This window comes from Haliea atlantica (assembly GCF_054779855.1).
In genome coordinates, this window is sequence record NZ_BAAGXL010000019.1 from 382,618 (window position 1) to 403,981 (window position 21,364).

The following is a 21,364-nucleotide window of genomic DNA, read 5'->3' on the forward strand; positions in this document are numbered from 1 at the left end:
CGATGGATCATCTGGTATATCTGGCAGCTTCGGGCGCGGCCACCGTGGGCGAGCTGCAGGCAGCAGTCAGCCACAACCTGGCGAACCTTTCGACGCCTGGCTTCAAGGCAGACCTGGTGCGCGCGGAGAGCCGCTACCTGGCCGGTGGCGGTTTGGCCAGCCGTGGCTTTGCCAGCGGCCTTCGCCAGGGAGCCGATCTCGAGCCGGGCCCGGTTCAGAGTACTGGCCGGGACCTGGATGTGGCGGTGGAGGGGCGTGGCTGGATCGCCGTGCTCGGTGCGGATGGCACCGAGGCCCTGAGTCGTCGCGGTGACCTGCGTGTGGATGCCTTCGGTCAATTGACCAATGGTGCCGGCCAGCTGGTGCTGGGCAACGCGGGACCAGTGGCCCTGCCACCCTACGATGCCGTCGCCATCGGCACGGACGGTACGATTTCCATCGTGCCCCAGGGGGGCGACCCGAACACCCAGGTGGCGGTGGACCGCATTCGCCTGGTCGACCCCGATCCTGCGGATCTGGTCAAGGGCGAGGACGGTTTGTTTCGCAGCCCCGCACCCTTGCAGGCGGACGCGGCAGTGGCGTTGACACCGGGCTCCCTGGAGGGCAGCAACGTAAGCGCCATTGGGGAAATGGTGCGGATGATAGAGCTGTCCCGCCAGTTTGAAAGTCAGGTGAGATTGATCAGTCTCGCCCGTGAAATGGATACCTCCTCAGCCCGCCTGATGAGCGTGGAGTGAGGCCGCCAGGAGAAACGTCATGAGTCAGTCACTGTGGATTTCCAAGACCGGTCTGGATGCGCAGCAGACGCGCATGTCGACCATCGCCAATAACCTGGCCAACGTCGGCACCACGGGTTTCAAGCGCAGTCGCGCCATTTTCGAGGATCTGCTGTACCAGAATGTCAGGCAGGTCGGCTCACAGACCTCGCAGGACACCCTGCTGCCCTCCGGGCTTCAGGTCGGCACGGGGGTGCGTGTTGTCGCCACCGAGAAGCTGTTTACCCAGGGCAATTTGAACAAGACTGACAACAGCCTCGATGTGGCGATCCAGGGCAGGGGGTTCTTCGAAATCCTGCTGCCTGATGGTACCCAGGCATACACCCGCGACGGCTCGTTCCAGATCAATGACCAGGGGGTGGTTGTCACCTCCAGCGGCTTTGAGCTGCAGCCGCCGATCACCATCCCCCAGGATGCGACCTCGGTCAGCATCGGGGGTGACGGTACGGTGTCTGTTTCGGTGCCGGGCACCGCCGCAGCCACGCAAGTCGGGTCGCTGCAGCTGGTGGACTTCATCAATCCCGCGGGCCTGCAGGCGCGCGGCCAGAACCTGTTTGTGGAGTCGGGAGCCAGCGGAGCCCCCCAGCCCGGCAACCCCGGTGTCAATGGCCTGGGAACCGTCGTGCAGGGTTACGTCGAGAGTTCCAACGTCAATGTGGTGGAAGAGCTGGTCAACATGATCGAGACCCAGCGCGCCTACGAGATGAACTCAAAGGCCATTTCCACGGCCGACCAGATGCTCCAGTTCGTGTCCAACAACCTGTGATGATGGAGGTGGCGGCATGATGTGGCGCGTTGGGTTGATGCTTGGGGTGTTGGGGCTTGCGGGCTGTGCCGGCGTGCCCGAGGACAGCCACCCCCTCTATGGGCCGATCGAACCCATCGTCTACCCGGATGCGGCACCGGCGGTGAGTCAGGGCGGTGTGTTTCAGCCGGTTGGCCACCTGTCACTGTTCAGCGATACCCGTGCACACCGTGTCGGCGACATTGTCAGCGTGGTGCTGGTGGAAGCCACCGATGCCAGCAAGAGTGCCAATACTGCCCTGGACAAGGCCAGCGGCCTGGATATGCCCAGCCCCACGCTGTTCGGTCAGCCGGTGACCATCAATGGCCGCTATGATCTGGGGGTGGATGTGGCTACATCCGGCAGTTTTGAGGGGGAAGCCTCGAGCAACCAGCGCAACAGTCTGCAGGGCTCCATCGCCGTGCAGGTGGCCCGGGTGCTGCCCAATGGCAACCTCTACGTCCAGGGTGAAAAATGGATCCGCATCAACCAGGGCGACGAGTACATCCGCTTGCGCGGCATTATTCGTCCCGAGGATCTTGGTCCCGACAACACCATTGCCTCCACTCGTATCGCCGATGCCCGGATTTCCTATGCCGGCAAGGGGGCGGGGAACGAGAGCAATACGCCAGGCTGGCTTACGCGCTTTTTCCTGAGCCCGCTGATGCCCTTTTGAGGACCGAACCATGCGACATCTTGTTCTGCTCCTGAGTTGTCTGCTGCTGGCCCTGCCGGCGCAGGCCACGCGCATCAAGGACATTACCTCGGTGAGTGGAGTGCGCAGTAACCAACTGATTGGTTACGGCCTGGTGGTCGGTCTCGAGGGGACGGGCGACCAGACCACGCAGACCCCCTTTACCATACAGAGTATCAAGAGCATGTTGACCAATCTCGGCGTCAATGTGCCTGAGGGGGTCAATGCCCAGCTCAAGAACGTTGCGGCGGTGATGGTCCACGCTGAGCTGCCGCCCTTCGCCAAGCCCGGGCAGACGATCGATGTCACGGTGTCTTCCCTGGGCAATGCTGACAGCCTTCGTGGCGGCACCCTGCTGATGACGCCCCTGAAAGCAGTGGATGGTGAGATCTATGCGCTGGCCCAGGGCTCCCTGCTGGTGAGCGGGTTTGGCGCCGAGGGTGCCGATGGCTCCCGGGTGACGGTGAATGTTCAGAGTGCCGGCAGAATCCCCAATGGCGCCACGGTTGAGCGCACGGTCCCGTCTACCTTTGCCGAGGCGCCCTCACTGATGTTTAACTTGAACGCGCCGGACTTCACTACGGCGCAGCGGGTCGCGACCACCATCAACACTCATCTCGGGCCGGGCACCGCCGCGCCGGTGGACGCCACTTCGGTGGAAGTCAGTGCGCCCGAAGGGCGGGCAGAGCGCATCGCCTTCCTGTCGATCGTTGAGAATCTTCAAGTGAGCCCGGATGCGGCGCCCGCTCGGGTGGTGGTCAATTCCCGCAGCGGCACCATTGTTATCGGCAACGAGGTGCGGGTGGAGCGGGCAGCGGTTGCCCACGGCAACCTGGTGGTGACAGTGTCCGAGGATTTCGAGGTCAGCCAGCCGGCGCCCTTTACCCGAAGCCCCGGCGCTGCCACGGCGGTGGTGCCCGACTCGGAAGTGACGGTCGAGACCGAAGACGCGCGCATGTTCCTGCTGGAGCCGGGTGTGACGCTGCAGGAGCTGGTGACCGCCGTAAACAATGTCGGGGCAGCACCGGGTGATTTGATTGCCATTCTGGAAGCGCTGCAGCAGGCGGGCGCCCTGCGCGCGCAACTGATCGTGATCTGAGCATGCAGGCAGCGGCGCTCTACAACGATTTTTCCAGCCTGGCCGGCCTGCGTCTCGAGGCGCGCCGGGACGCTGATGCGACGCTCGAAGCCGTGGCTTCACAGTTCGAGGCACTGTTCCTGCAGAGCATGCTGAAGTCCATGCGCGAGGCGGTACCCCAGGGCGGCCTCTTCGACAGCCAGCGCATGCAGGGCTACCGCGAGATGCACGATCAGCAGCTGGCTCTCGACATGGCGCAACAGGGCGGAGTGGGGCTGGCGGAGTCGCTGGTTGAGCAGTTGCGCGCGGCGGGCCGGGTCGGCGGTGCCGATTCTGCCTCTGGTTCCGCACAGGCTGGCGAGGGCCTGAACATGCCTCAGTGGGGCAGTATCGCCGCGCCGCGGCTGGTGCGCCCGGCAGAGTGGGCGCCCGCCGGTCAGTCAGACTTTGTGCGCGATTTGCTGCCGCATGCAGAGCGGGCGGCGGAGCGACTCGGCGTGCCGGCCGGCTGGTTGGTGGCGCAGGCAGCCCTCGAGACGGGGTGGGGGCAGCACACCCTCAAGCGGGGGGAGGCGAGCAGCTTCAATGTGTTCAATATCAAGGCCAACGCGCACTGGCGGGGTCCGGTAGCCGAGGTCACCGCGCTTGAGTATGTGGAGGGCGCACCGGTCCTGCAGCGCTCGCGTTTCCGCGCCTACCCGTCACTGGCCGAGGCCTTCGATGACTACGCCGCCCTGATAGCGGGCTCCGGACGCTACCAGGACGCCCTGTCGCGAGCCCCCGATGGCGCGGCCTATGTGCGAGGGCTGCAGGCCGCGGGTTACGCTACCGACCCGGCCTATGCCGACAAGATCATTGCCCTGGCCCGGGGGGCTGGGCTGGACGGCGCCCACGTGGCGCTAAACAGATCGGCGGATCGGCCGCTAACCTCCTCATGAGACGCTCCGCTTCCTTTCTCTGTTCCGGTCGAGGTGCCCCGTGGCTGACCTGTTGAATATTGGTGCCTCCGCCTTGCTGTCCCTGCAGCGGGCGATCAGCACCACCGGGAACAACATCGCCAACGCCAACACCCCCGGCTATACCCGCCAGGACGTATTGTTTGTCGCCACTCCCGCTGAACGGCAGGGCGACAGCTACCTGGGTACCGGAGTGCGTATCGACGCCGTGCGTCGCAACTTCGACCAATTTCTCGCCAGTGACGTACAGAGCCGTACATCGGCCAGCAGCGGGCTCAACCTGCTGAGTGACTTCAGTGCGCGGCTGGATGCGCTGCTCGGCGATGCCGATGTCGGTATTTCGCCGGCGCTCAATGACCTCTTCGGTGCCCTCGAGGGCGTGGCCAGCGATCCTGCATCGCTGCCCGCTCGCCAGGTGCTGCTGGGAGAAGCGGAGGTGCTGGCCCAGCGCATACAGGGCCTGGACCGGCGGCTGTCCGATTTCGGCGCGGAGATCGGTGCCCGCCTGGAGGCCGGGGTACGCGAAATCAATACGTTGGCTGCCAATGTCGCATCACTCAACGAACAGATTTCCCTCGGGGTTGCGACCACGGGCTCGGCATCCAGCGGGCTGCTGGACAGCCGCGATCGCGCCCTGGAAGAGCTCTCGTCGCTGGTGGGGGTCACCGTAGTACCGCGCAATGATGGTGCGGTCAATGTCATGATCGGAAATGGTCAGTCCCTGGTGGTGGGCAGTGATGTGACCGAGCTTGCCATCAGCCGCGATCCCACTGATGCCACGCGGCTCAATGTGGTACTGGCCGACGCGCCGGCCCAGGGCCCGATCGATCGCTTTATCAGCGGCGGTGAGCTGGGCGCTGCCCTGAGCTTCCGCGGCGGGGTACTGGACTCGGCGCGCCGGGAGCTGGGCGTGCTGGCGACAGGCCTGGCGATGACATTCAACTCCCAGCATCGCGCAGGGGTCGATCTCCAGGGGCAGATGGGGGGTGACTTTTTTGCACCACCGGAGCCCGTCGTGCTGCCCGCTGGCAGCAACAGTGCCGGGGTTACCTTGACGGCTGAGCTGGTGGATGCCGCGGCACTCACGGGAGCGGATTATCGGCTGGATTACGATGGCAGCCAGTGGACTTTGCGCAACCAGCAAACCGGCGCTTCACAGGCGCTGCCAAGCGGCAGTAGCGTGGTCGATGGCGTACGCTTCGACCTGCCCGGTGCAGCGGTGGCCGGGGACAGCTTTCTGGTGCAGCCAACTGCACAGGCGGCCAGCCGCTTTGGCCTGGCGCTGTCGTCACCCGCGGGGATCGCCGTGGCCGGGCCATTGCAGGTCGCCTCTGACCCGGCAAATCTCGGCAGCGCGAACCTGGGCCCGGTGAGTGCGGGGGCCAGTGCCGCCTTGCCTCTGGGCTCCCCTGTGGTGCTCACCTTCGATCCGGACGCACTGGGGCCAGGCCTGCCTGGCTACCAGGTCAGTGGTACCGCGGGCGGGCCGCTGGCCTACGATCCGGCGGTGGATGCCGCAGGCAAGGTGGTGAGTCTCGGCGATCTGCAGTTTCGATTGTCGGGTGAGCCGGTCGCGGGCGACAGCTTCAGTCTGCGGGATACGCCCGCCGGCAGCAGTGACAACCGCAACGGGCTGGCCCTCGCCGAGTTGCAGGCGGCGCCGACACTCGCCGGCGGTACAGCCAGTTACCAGGATGCCTACAGCACCCTGGTATCCGGGGTCGCGGTTGCCAGTCGGCAGGCACAAAGCGAAGCGGATACCGCGTCGGTGATGCTCGCGCAATCCGTCAGTGCCCGGGAGAGTGTGCAGGGCGTGAACCTGGACGAGGAGGCGGCCAACCTCCTGCGTTACCAGCAGGCCTACCAGGCAGCGGCACAGGTGATCGCGGTTGCCGACACGCTGTTCCAGACACTGCTCGCGGCCACCCGGCGATAGCGGAGGCGGACAGACATGCGGATATCCACGTCACAGATCTTTCAACAGGGCATCAGCGCAATCCTGGAGCAGCAGGCCCAGCTGCAGACCACCCAGCGGCAGCTGGCCACCGGCCTGCGCGTTACCACGCCCGCGGATGACCCGGTGGCCGCGGTGCAGATTCTGGATCTCTCCACTGGGCTCTCCCGTCTCGACCGCTACCAGCGCAATGCCGAGCTCGCCATGGGAGCGCTGGCCCGCGAGGAAACTGTCGTACAGGACGCGGTCGATGTCATTCAGCGGGTTCGCGAGCTACTGCTGCAGGCAAACAACGCCACCCAGACGGCCGAGACTCGGTCCTCGACCGCCGATGAATTGCGCGGGCTGCGCGAGCGGCTCGTGTCCCTGGCCAACACCCGCGACGCATCCGGTGAGTACCTGTTTGCCGGGTACGATTCGAGCAGGCAGCCCTTCGTGGAAAACCCCGGCGGAGTGGTGTTCCGTGGCGATGAAGGCGGGCGCGAACTCGCAGTGGCCGACGGCGTGCAGGTAGCCATCAGGGCCAGCGGGCGGGAATTGTTCATGGCCGTGCCGGCCGGCAACGGCAGCTTTGCGGTCGCGGCCGATGCCGGCAACACCGGTACCGCAGTGCTCAACAGCAGCAGTGCCGGCTCCGATTACCAGCGGGATACCTATACGCTGACTTTCACTCAGGCGACGCCGGCAGATCCACTGACTTACAGCGTCGTCGACGGTGCCGGCAGCACGGTAGCCTCGGGCAACTACACGGCGTCATCGGAAATTGCCTTCAACGGTGCGCGCCTCAGCTTTACCGGGCAGCCGGCTGACGGAGACAGCTTTAGCGTGGGCCGGGCCTCCCGCGAGAGCATTTTCGCCGCCCTGGACGGGGTGATCGCCGGTCTCGAAGGGGTGGCGGATACGCCGGCCTCGCGGGCTTCGCTGAATACTCTGCTGGCCGGTGGACTGGGTACGGTGGACGGGGCGCTAGGCAACTTCCTGGAGCGGCAGACCGACCTGGGCAGTCGCATGGCCCAGGTGGAGTCGGTGGCCGCGAGTAATGAGTCTTTTGCCCTGGGGCTGCAGACCACCCTCTCTGAAGTGCGCGATCTCGACTACGCCGAGGCAATCAGCCGCTTGCAGCAGCAGTTGACGACCCTTGAGGCAGCCCAGCGCAGCTATGTGGCGCTACAGGGGCTTTCGCTTTTCGACTACCTCTGACACTCCTCTCCCTTCGGCACAGGGGTTTTTGCTGCGCGGTGCCCACCGCGCCGTGGCGCCCCGGCCGCGCGCGCCCTGGTGGCTGAAAATTTTTCTAAAGTTCTTTTCGCACTGGTCGCTAACACTGATGGAACAGTTGGCAGGGCACGGCCCCGCCGGGAACAGCCCGCCCGGGCGACCCGCCTGATGGCGCGACACAGAAGGACGAAGAGACCATGCCACAGATCATCAACACCAACATTCTCTCGCTCACCGCACAGCGGAATCTGAATAGCACACAGAATGATGTCGCCACCGCGCTGCAGCGCCTGTCCTCCGGCCTGCGTATCAACAGCGCCAAGGACGACGCGGCCGGCCTGGCCATCTCCGAGCGCTTCACCGCGCAGATTCGCGGCCTGAATCAGGCTGTGCGCAATGCCAATGACGGCATCTCCCTGGCCCAGACCGGCGAGGGCGCCCTGGCCGAGGTAACCAACAACCTGCAGCGCATCCGCGAGCTGGCGGTACAGTCGGCCAACGCCACCAACAACAGCTCCGACCGCGCGGCCCTGGATGCCGAAGCGCAGCAGCTGATCGCGGAGATCGATCGCGTCGCGACCCAGACCAACTTCAACGGCGTCAAGCTGCTGGACGGCAGCTTCTCTTCCCAGCAGTTCCAGGTCGGCGCCAATGTCGGCGATACCATCAACCTGAGCGCCGTAGTGAATGCCACGGCGCTGGGGCTGGGGCTGGATACCGGTGGCTCCAATACCGTGAGCCAGTCTGTCACGGGTGCCACCAGCGCGCTGTCTGCTGGTGACCTGACCTTGAACGGCACCGATGTCGGGTCTGCCGCCGCTGGTGTGACGGCCCTGGCTACCGCCATCAACGACGCCAGCGTGAGTGGTGTCAGTGCCACGGCGACCAGTGGCAGCTATACGGTGGATTACTCTGATACGCGCGTTCTTGCCGATGGCTCAACCAGTGGCAGCGAAGACACGCTCACCTTTGACATTGTGACCGAAGCAGGAACCGATACGATTACCATCACCGCAGGTGCGGATGATGACGAAGTGACACTCACCGAGTTGGTAAGTGCGATCAATGCCAGCGGGGCCACTGCCAACACCGGCGTAACGGCCTCTGAATCGGGTACCGACCTTGTTCTTACCGACGCAACGGGTTCCAGCGTAACAGTCAACAATTTCGCTGTGTCCGCAGGCGGCTCAGGGGATAACGGCTCCGCGACACTTGAAGGCGGTAGTTCTGTCGAGGGTGGGCTGACACTCACTTCGACTGAGGACCTGACCATTGCCGGCAACAACGTTGCTGCGGCTGGCCTGACCGCCGGCAGCTTCTTCGCCACCAGCAACATCAACCTGCTGAGCGTGGGTAACTCCAATACCGCCATTACCACCATTGACGCCGCGCTGACCTCGATCAACGCCGCGCGCGCCGACCTGGGTGCGGTACAGAACCGCTTCGAGTCGGTGGTGGCGTCCCTGCAGACCCAGGCGGAAAACCTGGACGCCTCGCGCTCGCGGATCCGCGATGCCGACTTCGCGGCCGAGACCGCGGCGCTGACCCGTGCCCAGATCCTGCAGCAGGCGGGTATCTCGGTACTGGCCCAGGCCAATGCTCAGCCCCAGAGTGTGCTGGCGCTGCTGCAGTAAGCGCAACCGGTCGGTTGGAGTCAGGGCTCGCGTGACTGACTCCAGCCCCCGCTGACGAGACAACGAGCGATGGCAAGCCCTGTCAACAACTCGAACAGTCCCCAGAGTGTCGCCCCCTTGCCCCGGCGCGAACCCGCTCAGGCCGCGCCGGCGCGGCAAGCCGAGGCCGCGGGCGGCAAAGTGCTGCCGGCTGCCGCGCAGGAAACCGGGGCCGCCGCGCCCCCAGCCTCCGCACAGCTGGAGGCGGCGGTAGTCACCCTGGAAACCTACTTCCAGAGTGTCAGCCGTTCCCTGAGGATCTCCGTCGACGACGAAGCGGGCACCACCGTGATTACCGTAGTGGACCAGGCCACCGATGAAGTCGTGCGGCAGATACCCAGCGAGGAAGTGCTGGCCCTGGCCCGTTTCATGGCACAGCAGCTGGCCTCGCTCGAGGGTGAGCCGACCCGCGGACTGTTGTTCGACGGTCAGGGCTGACTGGCTCATGGCCTGCATCGCGCTGGCTCCGGCGTGGCCTCCTTCTAGTTGGCACCACATTTGCTTGATTCGCATCTCGATAGGCTCCACTGGCGCGAGGTGAAGATCTGACATGGTATCTGTGACCGGAATTGGCTCAGGGCTGGATATCGACAGCCTGGTGTCTCAGTTGGTGGCGGCGGAGCGGGCGCCGCAGGAGAATCGCCTGTTGCGGCGCGAGGCCGCGGTGACCAGTGAGCTGTCGGCGTTTGGTGCCCTGAAGGGCGCGCTGGGCTCTGTGCAAGGTGCACTGGAAGCCCTGACCCAGCCAGCGACATTTGTCGGTCGCAGCGTAAAATCCAGTGACTCGGCAGCAGTTGCCGCCACGGTCAGCGCAGAAGCGGCCCCGGGCAGTTATCGCGTCACGGTGGCGAATCTTGCCAGCGCCCAGTCCCTGGCCTCGGAGGCTTTTGCAGACAGCGACGCCCCGGTCGGCGAGGGGCAACTGACCTTTCGTTTCGGCAGTCTGGTGAGCAGTGGCAGCGGCGCGGCGCAGAACGTGGACAGTTTTTCACCGGATGCAGCGCGCGAGCCGCTCACCCTGACTATCGATAGCAGCAACAACAGCCTCGCCGGTATCCGCGATGCCATCAATGCCCTAGAGGCCGGGGTCACGGCGACGATCGTCAACGATGCCGGTGGGGCGCGCCTGCTCTTCAGCAGTGATGATACCGGTGTCGGCAACGGCTTCGTGGTCGAAGTCAGTGACTCGGGGGATGGCCAGAACGGCGATTCGTCCGGCCTGTCCCGGCTTGCTTTCAACACCGCTGCCAGCAACCTGGAGCAGACCGTAGCCGGTGATGACGCGCGTTTTACGCTCAATGGGCTGTCCCTGAGCAGCGCCGGCAACCAGGTGAACAACGTGGTGGACGGCTTGAGCCTGCAGCTGAAGTCCGAGGTGGCGACACCGGTCACGGTGGATGTCAGCCGCAATCGCGCCGCCGTGACCCAGGCCATTGACCGCTTCGTCAATGCCTACAACCAGTTTGTCGGCGTTGCGGGTAACCTGACCCGATACGATCCGGAGAGTGGCCGGGCCGGTGCCCTGCAGGGTGATTTCTCGGCGCGGGCTGTCACCAGCCAGTTGCGCAGTGCTCTGCAGCGCGAGGTGGGGCTCACCGGGGAGGGGGTCAACTCGCTGCTCGAGCTGGGTATTCAGACCGCGGTTGACGGTACGCTGTCGGTCGATCGCGAACAACTGAACCGTGTGCTGGATGCCGAGCCGACGCGAGTGGCAAATTTGTTCTCCGACAGTAATCAGGGATTGGCGCCTGCCCTGGACCAACTGGTGGCCGGCTTTCTCGGTGATACCGGGTTGCTGACGACCCGCACCGACAGTCTCAGTCAGCGCATCGAGTCCATCGAAGCCGGTCGCGAAAGCCTCAACCGGCGCATGGAGTCGGTGGAGCAGCGTTACTTGCGCCAGTTCAACGCACTGGACTCCCTGCTCGCGGAATTGCAGTCCACGGGTGATTTTCTGAATCGTCAGCTGGCCAGCATCCCGCTGCCCGGCAACTCTTCCAACAACTAGGATTTTCCGATGAATGCACAACAGGCTCTCAGCGCATACCAGTCGGTGGGCACCCAGACCAGCGTCGTCGACGCCTCGCCAGCGCAACTCATCACACTGTTGATGGAGGGCGCCATGGATCGTCTGGCCAGTGCCAGGGGTGCCATGAGTCGCGGCGAGCGCGCGCGCCAGGGCGAGTTGATCGGCAAGACGATATCGATTGTCGACAACCTGCGTGCGTGCCTGGACCACGGTCAGGGGGGCGAGCTGGCAGGTAACCTGGAGAACCTGTATGTCTACATGACCCAGCGTCTGGTCGAGGCCAACAGTGCCTCGGATCCCGAAGTGCTGGAGGAGGTACGGGACCTGCTGGCTACCTTGCACCAGGGTTGGATTCAGCTGCCCGGGGCCGCGCGCTGATTTCGGGCATGCTGATTCCTTTTCCAGGCACTGCGTCGGATCAGGATGGCGATGTCGCGGCAGGCGGCTGTCATGCCCTGGCCCGGGCGCTGGAGTTGAGCCGGCACATGCTGTCCCTGGCGCACGAGGGTGACTGGGATGCCGTGGCCCGCTGTGAGTCGCAGCGCCGAAGTTACCTCGCGGTCGCCCTCGACGCGGGGCATGACACCCGCCACGGTGAGCTGATTGCGGATGCGCTGGCGGCGATTCTGCAGTTGAATGAAGAGCTGGTCAGCCTGCTGGGCGAGGCCCGTTTGCAGCTGAGCCGGGCTGGCAGCCAGCAGCGGCGCTCGCTGCGGGCGGTGGACACCTACGCCGCCAACGCCACACCATCGCGTTGACCGGCTTCCGGGCGTCAAGGAGTTGACGCCCCGCCGATGACTGGGCATGCTTGTCCGCCTCCACTGGCTGTCAAGGATGACGGGTACACTGCCGCTATGCCCTCTTCAAGGTTTTCCCGATCAACGCCTCCGCAAGCCGAGTCTCGTATCTCTGCCTTTGTGGGTCAGAGCGCAAGCGCAGCCGCGGTGCGTCGCCTGGTGAAGAAAGTCGCGACGAGCGAGACCTCGGTACTGATTCTCGGGGAGTCGGGGACCGGCAAGGAGATCGTGGCCAGGGAGCTGCACATGCGGTCCCTCCGCTGTGACGGACCTTTTGTTCCGGTCAACTGCGGCGCCATTCCCGCCGACCTGCTGGAGTCCGAGCTCTTTGGTCACGAGAGGGGTGCCTTTACCGGGGCGCTCAGCGCACGGCAGGGGCGCTTCGAGCTGGCGGAAGGGGGAACCCTGTTTCTCGACGAAATTGGCGACATGCCCTTGCCCATGCAGGTCAAGCTCCTGCGCGTTCTGCAGGAGCGCTGTTTCGAGCGCGTCGGCAGCGCAGTGACCCGGCACAGTAACGTGCGCATCGTTGCGGCCACCCACCAGGACCTCGAGACCCGGGTCGAGGATGGTCGCTTTCGGGCGGACCTGTATTACCGCCTGGCGGTATTTCCCATCGATATCCCCCCGCTGCGCGAGCGGCGCGATGACATTCCATTGCTGATTGAGCACTTCTGCGACAAGTTGCCCGAGTCGGGGCTGCAGCCGGTGCACTTCGACCAGGCGGCGCGGCGGGCGCTCCAGGCCTACAACTGGCCGGGCAATGTCCGCGAGCTGGCCAACCTGGTCGAGCGCATGGCGATTCTGCACGAGGATGGCGGCGTCGGGCTGGCACAGCTGCCTGCCCGGCTGCTGGAGGGGCTGCCCGATGGCAGCCTGGAGGCACTGGAGGTGGCAAGTGTCGACAGCGGCGGCCCGGTTCGGTCGCGTCTGACGGACACTGTGACGGAGGCATCGCTGGGCCAGGTCGACGACCTCAAGGCCTACCTGGCCGACGTTGAGCAAAGTCTGTTGCTGCAGGCCCTGCAGGAAAGTGACTGGGTGGTTGCCCAGGCCGCGAAGCGCCTCAACCTGCGCCGGACTACCATGGTGGAGAAGATGCGCAAGCTCGGCATCAGTCGCGCCGAGGCGGTGTCAGAATCCTGACGCTGGTCGTCCCCCTGTCTCTACAGATCACTGTTTTTATTGAATAAACGTTCCTTGGCACAGAGCGTGCTAGCAAGCACTTGCCGGTTATTGATTGCCAGGGAATTGTTTCATGCAGAGAGCCAGCGCTCAGCCCAGCGACCATGTGGAAGCCGCCTTCCGCAGTCTGGAGCGCGTATCCCGGGAGCTCGATGCCTCCTACCGCAGCCTGGAGACCCGGGTGGCCCGCCTCAACGAGGAGCTCGCGGCCAGTCGCTCCGCGCGCATGCGCGAGCTGGCGGAAAAGGAGCGCCTGCTGGAGCGCCTGTCCAGCCTGATGGCGGTATTGCCCGGTGGGGTCTTGCTGGTGGATGAGGCCGGTATCGTCCGTGACATCAACCCCCAGGCCCGGGTGATATATGGCGACCCTCTGGTCGGCGAGCTCTGGGATGAGGTCGCGGAGCGCACGCCGCTGCCGGCACCGGACAGACGCGAGCGTCGCGTCTCGGTGGCGAGCCGTCACCTCGACAGTACCGGGGAGCAGGTCGTACTGGTCACCGATACCACCGAGCTGCATGCCTTGCAGTCCCAGCTGGGGCGCGAACAGCGTCTTCGCGCCCTGGGGGAAATGGCTGCCAGGATGACCCATGAGATTCGCACACCATTGGCCTCCGTCACCCTGTACCTGTCACAACTCCGTCACCCGGATGCTCCCGCATCACGCCGGGCGGAGGTCTGTGACAAATTGACTCAACGGCTGGCCCAGATGGAGAACCTGATCGACAGTGTTCTGGGCTTTGTACGTGGAGACGACATTCCGGCAGTACCGGTGTGTCTGCAGGATGTACTGCGTCAGTTTGAGGAGATCATGCAGCCGCGACTGGCGTCCTCCGCGGTGACCCTGAGCATGACGCCACTCGACCGCAGTCTGGTCGTTCGCGGGGTGCTCGACGACCTGGTGGCGGTGCTCTGTAACCTGGTGGGCAATGCCCTGGATGCCGCCTCGGGTCAGCCGCTGGTAGTGGATGTCCGGGTAGCTGCGATCAGTCCGGACTGGGTGGAAGTGCGGGTAAGCGACGATGGCCCGGGTATCGACCCGGCGATTATCGATCGCCTCTTCGACCCCTTTTTTACTACCCGGGCACGTGGTGTCGGGCTGGGTCTGGCGGTGGTCGACAGGGTGGTGACCGCCACCGGGGGTGAGGTACACGCAGTGCCTGGGCGGACCCGCGGCGCCGAGTTCGTGATCACGCTACCGCTACTGAACTACGACGGGGAATCTTGATGCAACATCGTCTGAGCGTACTGATCGTGGAGGATGACGCCACGCTGCGCGAGGCACTGTGTGACACGGTCAGGCTGGCAGGTGACCAGGTGCTGGAGGCTGCCGACGGGGAGCAGGCCCTGCGCGTGCTCGCCACAGCTGAACCGGACCTGGTGATTACCGATGTGCAGATGGACCGCATGGGCGGCGCAGCCCTCCTGCGCCATCTGCGCCGCGACCGCCCGGAACTGCCGGTGGTCATGATTACTGCCCACGGCAGCGTCCGTCAGGCAGTCGAGGCGATGCAGGAAGGGGCCAGTGACTACCTTCTGAAACCCTTCGAGGCCGAGGTGCTGCTGTCCCTGCTGGAGCGTTTCCGGCTGCCTTCGCCCTCTGTCGAGGGAATGGTCGCGGAGTCACCGGCGATGCTGAAAATCTGCCAGCTGCTGACCCGGGTCGCCTGCAGCGATGCGACCGTTCTTCTCAGCGGCGAGTCCGGTGTCGGCAAGGAAGTGGTAGCGCGTTACCTGCACCGCTGCTCGGATCGCGCTGATGGTCCATTCGTTGCCATCAACTGCGCAGCGATTCCCGAGAACATGCTCGAGGCCATGTTGTTCGGCTATGAAAAGGGTGCCTACACCGGGGCCCACCAGGCCCGCCCCGGCAAGTTCGAGACAGCCGATGGCGGCACATTGCTGCTGGATGAGATTTCGGAAATGGATCTTGGCCTGCAGGCAAAATTGCTGCGGGTGCTGCAGGAGCGCGAAGTCGAGCGCCTGGGGGGAAATACCCCCATTCCGCTGGATGTGCGGGTGGTGGCAACCACCAACCGGGATCTGGGGGCAGCTGTGGCGGCCGGCGAGTTCCGCGAGGACCTCTACTACCGGTTGAACGTGATACCGGTCCAGGTGCCCCCCCTGCGCGATCGCGCGGAAGACATTCCGGCGCTGGCGCGAACCTTCCTAGCACGCTTCACCGCCGGGCGCCCGCTTCGCTTCTCGCCCGAAGCACTGGCCCGGCTCCAGGCGCAGCCATGGCGGGGAAATGTCAGAGAGTTGCAGAACTGTATACAGCGTGCAGCCCTGCTGGCAGAGGGTGGCCAGGTCAGCGAGGCTGTGTTGCGACAAGCCCTCGACCTGGGTGGGCTCGATACGGTCGTGCAGGCAGCGACGCCCGACTCGAAAGCCGAGCATCTGCCGAGCACCGAGGTGCCCCAGCTCGACGGTCGTCTCAAGGCGCACGAGCGGGAGATGATCGTATCCGTGCTGTCAGCCGTGAATGGCAGCCGCAAGAAGGCCGCCGAGCAGCTGGGCATCAGCCCGCGGACGTTGCGCTACAAGCTGGCGCGATTACGCGAAATGGGGCATGCCGTTTAACCTTAGGGTGGGAGTAAATGATGAGTGATGTCGCGATCAATCAGGTGCTGGCGCAGATGCGCTCGATGGCTGCCCGCGCTAGCGCACCTGGTGAAGGGGAGGCCGCGGCCGGCCCCTCGGCAACAGGCGAGGACTTCTCCTCACTGATGCGCCAGTCCCTCGACGAAGTGAACCAGGCCATGCAGGAATCCCGCAGCATGGCGGACGCCTATGAGTCGGGAAGCAGCGAGGTCTCTCTGACCGAGCTGATGGTTAGCGCCCAGCGCGCCAGCCTTGAGTTCCAGGCCCTGACCCAAGTCCGCAACAAGCTGCTGGACGCCTATCAGGAAGTCATGCGGATGCAAGTTTGACCGGCCGCGACATGCAATCAATGAGGAAATCCCGTGGCCGTGCTCGATAGTCCACTGTCCACCCGCCTGGCGGCCTTCAGCAATCAGCCGGGTACCCGGCAGCTGGCGTTGCTGCTGGGGCTGGCCGCGAGTATTGCGGTGGGGTTTGGTCTCGTACAGTGGGCGAGTACCCCGGCCTACAAGCCCTTGTTCGGCGCGTTGGCGGGCGAGGATACCAGCCGCGCGATTGCCAGCCTGGAGAGCCAGGGTATCGACTACCGTCTGGACAACCGCAGCGGCCTGCTGGCCGTGGCCGCCGATCAGGTGCAGCGGGCGCGGATATTGCTGGCCAGCGAAGGTCTCCCGGGGAATGCAGCGAGCGGCTTCGAGAGCCTCTATCAGGAGCAGGAAATCGGCGTTAGCAGCTTCATGGAGCGGGCCCGTTTTCACCGTGCCCTGGAGCGCGAGCTGGCGGCGACGATTGCCGCGCTGGACAGTGTCCGCAGCGCCAGGGTGCACCTGGCCGAGGGTCGACAGTCGGCATTCCTGCGCCAGCGAGATAACCCGGCGGCTTCGGTTGTCCTGCACCTCTATGCCGGACAGAGCCTCTCGCGCCAGCAACTGGCGGGGGTCGTGAATCTGGTGTCCTCCAGTATGCCCAACCTGGCGCCGGAGAGTGTCGCTGTGGTCGACCAGCAGGGTCGCTTGCTGTCAGGCCAGGGTGAGGACACGGAATTTGGCTACACCCGGGAGCAATTTCAGCTGGCGGAGCTTATCGAGCAACGCTATAGCGACCGTATCTCCCGTATTCTCGAGCCCATTCTTGGGCCCGGCGCGGTGCGCGCTCAGGTCTCCGCGGACATCGACTTTACCCGTGTCGAGCGCACCCGCGAGGAATACGCGCCGGAGACCGTGGTTCGCAGTGAACAGACTAGCGAGGCAGTCACCGCCGGGGCCGCCCCCGAGGGCGGTATACCCGGTGCGCTGATGACCCAGCCGCCCGCAGAGACCGAGATACTCGAGGTGGCACCCGGTACCGCAGCATCCGAGGCCGCGACCGCCAACACCAATCGCTCGGTCCTGCGAAATTACGAGATTGACCGGACTATCAGCCACATTCGCGAGACGCCGGGTTCGATCCGCAAGCTGTCGGTTGCGCTGGTGGTGGACTATGCGGAGCAGACTGCGGAAGACGGCAGCGTGGCCCGGGTGCCCTTGAGCGACGAGCGCCTCGCGGAGATCTCCGAACTGGTACAGGACGCGATCGGCTTCGATGCTACGCGTGGCGATACAGTGAGTGTGATCAATGCCTCCTTCGTGCAGACGGATGCGGCACCCGAGCCCGTGGTGAGCGCGCCTTTGCTGGAGCGCCCCTGGGTGTGGGATCTGGCCCGGTGGCTGGCGGTTGCCCTGGGTCTGGTCCTGCTGATGGTGTTCGTCATTCGCCCGCTGATCCGGTTTTCCACCAGCGCACAGGCATCGTTGCCATCTGCTGGCGGCGCCAGGGCACTGCCTGCCGAGAACCAGTCCTCACCGGGTGGCGTGGAAGGAGAGCTGGCGGATGACCGGGTTACTCTCGGCGGGGATACGCTGGCATTGAGCCACGAGGGTTACCAGCGTCAGTTGGAAAAAGCCCGCAATGTGGTTGACGAGGAGCCGCGGCGAGCGGCACATGTGATGAAACAATGGGTAGCCGAAAATGGCTGAGGCGCAGTCGGGAATAGGCCTGAGCGGGCCGCAGCGTGCCGCTGTTTTTCTCCTCGGGGTGGGTGAAAAATCTGCCACCGAGGTCATGCGTTACATGGAGCCGCGCGAGGTGCAGTTAATCGGAGAGGCGATGAACTCCCTGACGTCACTGACCAATGCCCAGGTCGAGAGCGTGATGAAAGAATTTCACCGTCAGGCGGCCAACCTCAACCCCCTTGGGCTGGGAGCCACAGAGTTTACCCGCCGGGTTCTGACCCATGCCCTGGGGGAGAGCCGCGCTCGCTCAATGCTCTCCAAGTTCATGCCGGGGGATGTCATCAGTACGGGACTGGATGCGCTGCGCTGGATGGAGTCGTCGGCGGTGGCCGACCTGGTTCGCGACGAGCACCCCCAGATCATTGCCACGGTTCTCTCCACGCTCGAAGATGATCATGCCGCCCAGGTTCTGCGCCAGCTGCCTGCCGAGCTACGCCAGGAGATTTTGTTTCGCATAGCCAGACTGGAGCAGATTGATCCCGCCGCTCTGGAAGAACTGGACGGCATTCTGGAGTCTCAGCTGGGCAAGCGGCAGGCCTCCCCGGCGCGGCCGGTGGACGGCAAGGGCAGCGCGGCAGCGATCCTCAATCGCCTCGACAACCAGCTCGAAAGCGAGCTGCTGGATGCCCTGAAACAGCGCGATGAAGCCCTCGGCAGCAAAGTGGCTGAGTTGATGTTCGTGTTTGAAGACCTGCTGGCCATGGATGATCGCAGCATGCAGCGCCTGATTCGCGAAATTGCCGTGGATGGTCTGGTTATTGCCCTGAAGGGGGTCGACGAGGCGGTGCGTCAGAAATTCTTCGCCAACATGTCCGCGCGAGCAGCGGATATGCTGCGAGAGGACATCGAGGCCAAGGGCCCCGTGCGGCTGGCGGAGGTGGAATCGCACCAGCGGGAAATTCTGGAAACCGCGCGGCGCCTGGCGGACGAGGGTGAAATCATGCTGGGCAGCGGGGATGAAGGCTTTGTCTGAGCCTCGTGCCGCCTGGCATCCACCGCGACTGGACGGGAAGCCGCCAGAGGCGGTTGAGCCTCCGCTCAATCAGGATGCGGATACACGTCTGCAGCGCCTGCATGAGGCCGCCTGGGATGAAGGTTATGCCGATGGACTGCGGGAGGGGCGCGAGGCGGGTCTGCAGCAGGCTGCGGAGCTGGTGACGCAGTTGCAGGGGCTTTGGTCGAGCATGGCGGCGCCCTACCAGGGCCAGACTGCGCGTCTGGCGGCAGAGCTCGATGCCCTGGTGCGGGCCCTGGTGACTGCAGTGGTGCGGGCCGAGTCCTGCAGTAACCCGCGGCTGATTGATGCCGTGGTGCCAGAAGTTCTGGAACAGCTGGAAGGCAGCAGCGGTGAGGTGGAGGTCTTTCTCAACCCCGAGGATCGCGCCAGGGTCGCGGACTTGCTGACCGCCCGTTCACCCCGGGTGCATTTGCGGGACGATCCCGCGATCACCCGCGGTGGCTGCCGGGTGGACGCACCGGGCTGGTTTCTCGATGCCACACTGGAGCAGCGACTGGCGGACACCCTGGCAGCGGTGGTTGATGTCGAGAGTGAGACGAGCTCCGGGGGGACGCTGTGAATGACGCTAACGCGCTGAGGTCGGCGCGGATGACGGCCCTGCTGGAGCGGCTGCAGGGCCACCGGTCGCGGGTGGTGCAGGCGCCGATCGTGCGGGAAGGGCGGATCGTTCAAATGGTCGGCATGCGCCTGGAGGCGGAGGGTTGCCGTGCACCCATCGGCAGTCGCTGCCGCATTGCCGCGGAAGATGGCCGGACGGTGGAGGCGGAAGTCATCGGCTTTGCCGGCAGCCGCCTGATTCTGACCCCCGAAGGCGGGACGCAGGGCATCATGCCCGGGGCTTCGGTGCAGCCCTTGGGTTTCAGCCATCGCGTGGCGGTAGACGATGCTCTGCTCGGTCGCGTGATGGACGGGGCGGGCCACCTTATCGATGGCGGTGCGCCGCTGCATTTCTCCACCTACCGCGCCCTGCGGGGCGATGCCATCAACCCCATGTTGCGGGAGCCTATCCGCGAGCCCCTCGATGTCGGCGTGCGGGCGATCAACGCGCTGTGCACTGTCGGGCGCGGTCAGCGCATGGGCTTGTTTGCGGGGAGTGGCGTGGGAAAGAGTACCCTGCTGGGCATGATGACGCGTCACTGTGCTGCGGATGTCATCGTAGTCGGCCTGATTGGCGAGCGCGGCCGCGAAGTGCGTGAATTTATCGAGGATGTCCTCGGTTTCGAGGGGCGGGCCCGGGCCGTCATTGTCGCGACGCCCGCGGACGATCCGCCGTTGATGCGCTTGCACGGTGCCTGGCGGGCCACGGCGATTGCCGAGCACTTCCGCCAGCAGGGGCGCAGCGTCCTGCTGTTGATGGACTCCCTCACGCGCTTTGCCCAGGCGCAGCGCGAGATCGGACTGGCCGCCGGCGAGCCGCCGGTATCCCGGGGCTATCCCCCCTCGGTTTTCTCCCTGCTTCCCGCTCTGGTAGAGCGGGCCGGGAATGTCGGCAGCGGCTCCCTGACGGCGTTTTACACCGTCCTGGTCGAGGGGGATGACCTGGAAGATCCCATCGCTGATGCTGCCCGGGCTGTGCTCGATGGACACCTGGTCCTGTCACGCAGGATTGCTGACAGCGGCCTGTTCCCCGCGATCGATATCGAGGCCTCCATCAGCCGCAACATGCCGGCGGTGGTGGACCCGGCCCAGCTCGAGCTGGTTCGACGTATCGTGGGTCTCTACGCCAGTTACCAGGCCAACCGTGATTTGCTGGCCATCGGCGCTTACAAGGCAGGTAGTGATCCGGCGCTGGATCGGGCTATCGCCGCGATTGAGCCCATCCGTGAGTTTGTGCGGCAGGATCGCCTGCAGCAAGTAGACATGGTGCAGAGCCTGCAGGGGCTCCTGCAGTTGGCCGGGAAAGCCGGACTGGAGGCCGGCCGGTGAGTGGAGGTCGGGTAACACGTTATACGCGTCTCGCGGAGCTGGCATCAGGCGAGCGCGACCAGGCTGCCGAGCGTCTGCGCGCTGATCAGGCCCGGCAGGGTGCCGCGGAGTCGCAACTCCGGCAGCTGCTCGCGTTTCGGGAGGAATACGAACAGCGGCTGACCCGGGACTCCCACGCGGGCATCTCCGCCGTCCAGCTGCGTGAGTTCCGGCGCTTCCTCGGATCACTCACCGCGGCGATCCAGCAGCAGGAGGGACTGGTCGAGCAGGCTGACCTGGCACTGTCGACTCGACGCCAGGAACTCCAGGATCATCACCGCAAGCAGGATCGCATCGATGGTCTGGTGCAGCGTCTGCGGCAGGACGAAATACGCGAGCGGGAAAAGCGCGACCAGCGTATGGCCGATGAGCGCTTCGCCGTGCAAGGACCGCAGGTGAAGCCGCGCGGCTGAGGTGACCAGTGCCGGCTGGCACCGGTGGTGCGGGGTTGGCGCAGATCTTGCTGTCTGTCCTCTATGCAAAGCCTGCTGCTCATGTCCTCCACGATAGCGCCGCCCTCTACAGGTGGTGAGGGCGGCCGCTTGTCGCGCGAAACCCCCGGAGCTGCTTCGGGGCAGCTGCCCT

21 protein-coding genes are annotated in these 21,364 nt (G+C 65.0%); all 21 read left to right on the top strand.

Features of this window, described 5'->3' with window-relative positions; translation table 11 throughout:
• Nucleotides 1–2: 2 nt before the first annotated feature.
• The 21 genes from ACYVGS_RS13560 (at nucleotide 3) to fliJ (ending at nucleotide 21,192) form a co-directional block, all read left to right on the top strand.
• Entirely contained in the window at nucleotides 3–737 is a 735-nt protein-coding gene (locus ACYVGS_RS13560) for a flagellar basal body rod protein FlgF (protein WP_460589186.1), read from the top strand.
• Nucleotides 738–756: 19 nt separating this feature from the next.
• A complete protein-coding gene (gene flgG / locus ACYVGS_RS13565) occupies nucleotides 757–1,542 on the top strand; it encodes a flagellar basal-body rod protein FlgG (protein WP_460589188.1) in 786 nt (261 codons plus the stop codon).
• 16 nt (nucleotides 1,543–1,558) lie between these two features.
• A complete protein-coding gene (flgH, locus tag ACYVGS_RS13570) occupies nucleotides 1,559–2,236 on the top strand; it encodes a flagellar basal body L-ring protein FlgH (RefSeq protein ID WP_460589190.1) in 678 nt (225 codons plus the stop codon).
• Between the two features lie 10 nt (nucleotides 2,237–2,246).
• The gene (locus tag ACYVGS_RS13575; protein WP_460589191.1) at nucleotides 2,247–3,353 is read left to right on the top strand and encodes a flagellar basal body P-ring protein FlgI; all 1,107 of its coding nucleotides are present in this window, start codon (nucleotides 2,247–2,249) and stop codon (nucleotides 3,351–3,353) included.
• A 2-nt stretch (nucleotides 3,354–3,355) separates the two neighbouring features.
• The gene (gene flgJ, locus ACYVGS_RS13580) at nucleotides 3,356–4,270 is read left to right on the top strand and encodes a flagellar assembly peptidoglycan hydrolase FlgJ (protein WP_460589193.1); all 915 of its coding nucleotides are present in this window, start codon (nucleotides 3,356–3,358) and stop codon (nucleotides 4,268–4,270) included.
• A 40-nt stretch (nucleotides 4,271–4,310) separates the two neighbouring features.
• On the top strand, nucleotides 4,311–6,224 hold the full coding sequence (gene flgK / locus ACYVGS_RS13585) for a flagellar hook-associated protein FlgK (protein WP_460589195.1): 1,914 nt from the start codon (nucleotides 4,311–4,313) through the stop codon (nucleotides 6,222–6,224).
• A 15-nt stretch (nucleotides 6,225–6,239) separates the two neighbouring features.
• Nucleotides 6,240–7,442, top strand: a complete 1,203-nt coding sequence (gene flgL / locus ACYVGS_RS13590; protein WP_460589197.1) for a flagellar hook-associated protein FlgL — start codon at nucleotides 6,240–6,242, stop codon at nucleotides 7,440–7,442.
• A 215-nt stretch (nucleotides 7,443–7,657) separates the two neighbouring features.
• Entirely contained in the window at nucleotides 7,658–9,094 is a 1,437-nt protein-coding gene (locus tag ACYVGS_RS13595; RefSeq protein ID WP_460589199.1) for a flagellin, read from the top strand.
• A gap of 69 nt (nucleotides 9,095–9,163) precedes the next feature.
• Nucleotides 9,164–9,571, top strand: a complete 408-nt coding sequence (locus ACYVGS_RS13600; protein ID WP_460589201.1) for a flagellar protein FlaG — start codon at nucleotides 9,164–9,166, stop codon at nucleotides 9,569–9,571.
• Nucleotides 9,572–9,683: 112 nt separating this feature from the next.
• A complete protein-coding gene (gene fliD, locus ACYVGS_RS13605; RefSeq protein ID WP_460589203.1) occupies nucleotides 9,684–11,141 on the top strand; it encodes a flagellar filament capping protein FliD in 1,458 nt (485 codons plus the stop codon).
• Between the two features lie 9 nt (nucleotides 11,142–11,150).
• Nucleotides 11,151–11,540 (top strand): flagellar export chaperone FliS, encoded by a 390-nt coding sequence (fliS, locus tag ACYVGS_RS13610; RefSeq protein WP_460589204.1) that lies wholly within the window; start codon nucleotides 11,151–11,153, stop codon nucleotides 11,538–11,540.
• Nucleotides 11,541–11,548: 8 nt separating this feature from the next.
• Nucleotides 11,549–11,920: a flagellar protein FliT gene (locus tag ACYVGS_RS13615; protein ID WP_460589206.1), complete on the top strand. Its 372-nt coding sequence runs from the start codon at nucleotides 11,549–11,551 to the stop codon at nucleotides 11,918–11,920.
• A 198-nt stretch (nucleotides 11,921–12,118) separates the two neighbouring features.
• The gene (locus tag ACYVGS_RS13620) at nucleotides 12,119–13,105 is read left to right on the top strand and encodes a sigma-54 interaction domain-containing protein (RefSeq protein ID WP_460589207.1); all 987 of its coding nucleotides are present in this window, start codon (nucleotides 12,119–12,121) and stop codon (nucleotides 13,103–13,105) included.
• Between the two features lie 112 nt (nucleotides 13,106–13,217).
• Entirely contained in the window at nucleotides 13,218–14,369 is a 1,152-nt protein-coding gene (locus tag ACYVGS_RS13625) for a sensor histidine kinase (protein ID WP_460589208.1), read from the top strand.
• Nucleotides 14,366–15,724, top strand: a complete 1,359-nt coding sequence (locus tag ACYVGS_RS13630; RefSeq protein ID WP_460589210.1) for a sigma-54-dependent transcriptional regulator — start codon at nucleotides 14,366–14,368, stop codon at nucleotides 15,722–15,724. The genes ACYVGS_RS13625 and ACYVGS_RS13630 overlap by 4 nt, the downstream gene beginning before the upstream one ends.
• Nucleotides 15,725–15,744: 20 nt before the next feature.
• Nucleotides 15,745–16,074: a flagellar hook-basal body complex protein FliE gene (fliE, locus tag ACYVGS_RS13635; RefSeq protein ID WP_460589211.1), complete on the top strand. Its 330-nt coding sequence runs from the start codon at nucleotides 15,745–15,747 to the stop codon at nucleotides 16,072–16,074.
• A gap of 33 nt (nucleotides 16,075–16,107) precedes the next feature.
• Nucleotides 16,108–17,760 (top strand): flagellar M-ring protein FliF, encoded by a 1,653-nt coding sequence (fliF, locus tag ACYVGS_RS13640; RefSeq protein ID WP_460589212.1) that lies wholly within the window; start codon nucleotides 16,108–16,110, stop codon nucleotides 17,758–17,760.
• The gene (fliG, locus tag ACYVGS_RS13645; RefSeq protein ID WP_460589213.1) at nucleotides 17,753–18,769 is read left to right on the top strand and encodes a flagellar motor switch protein FliG; all 1,017 of its coding nucleotides are present in this window, start codon (nucleotides 17,753–17,755) and stop codon (nucleotides 18,767–18,769) included. The genes fliF and fliG overlap by 8 nt, the downstream gene beginning before the upstream one ends.
• A complete protein-coding gene (locus tag ACYVGS_RS13650) occupies nucleotides 18,762–19,373 on the top strand; it encodes a FliH/SctL family protein (protein ID WP_460589215.1) in 612 nt (203 codons plus the stop codon). Before fliG ends, ACYVGS_RS13650 begins: the two co-directional genes overlap by 8 nt.
• Nucleotides 19,370–20,740, top strand: coding sequence for a FliI/YscN family ATPase (locus tag ACYVGS_RS13655; RefSeq protein ID WP_460589217.1), 1,371 nt, complete (start codon nucleotides 19,370–19,372; stop codon nucleotides 20,738–20,740). Before ACYVGS_RS13650 ends, ACYVGS_RS13655 begins: the two co-directional genes overlap by 4 nt.
• Nucleotides 20,737–21,192 (top strand): flagellar export protein FliJ, encoded by a 456-nt coding sequence (gene fliJ / locus ACYVGS_RS13660; RefSeq protein WP_460589219.1) that lies wholly within the window; start codon nucleotides 20,737–20,739, stop codon nucleotides 21,190–21,192. The genes ACYVGS_RS13655 and fliJ overlap by 4 nt, the downstream gene beginning before the upstream one ends.
• Nucleotides 21,193–21,364 lie beyond the last annotated feature (172 nt).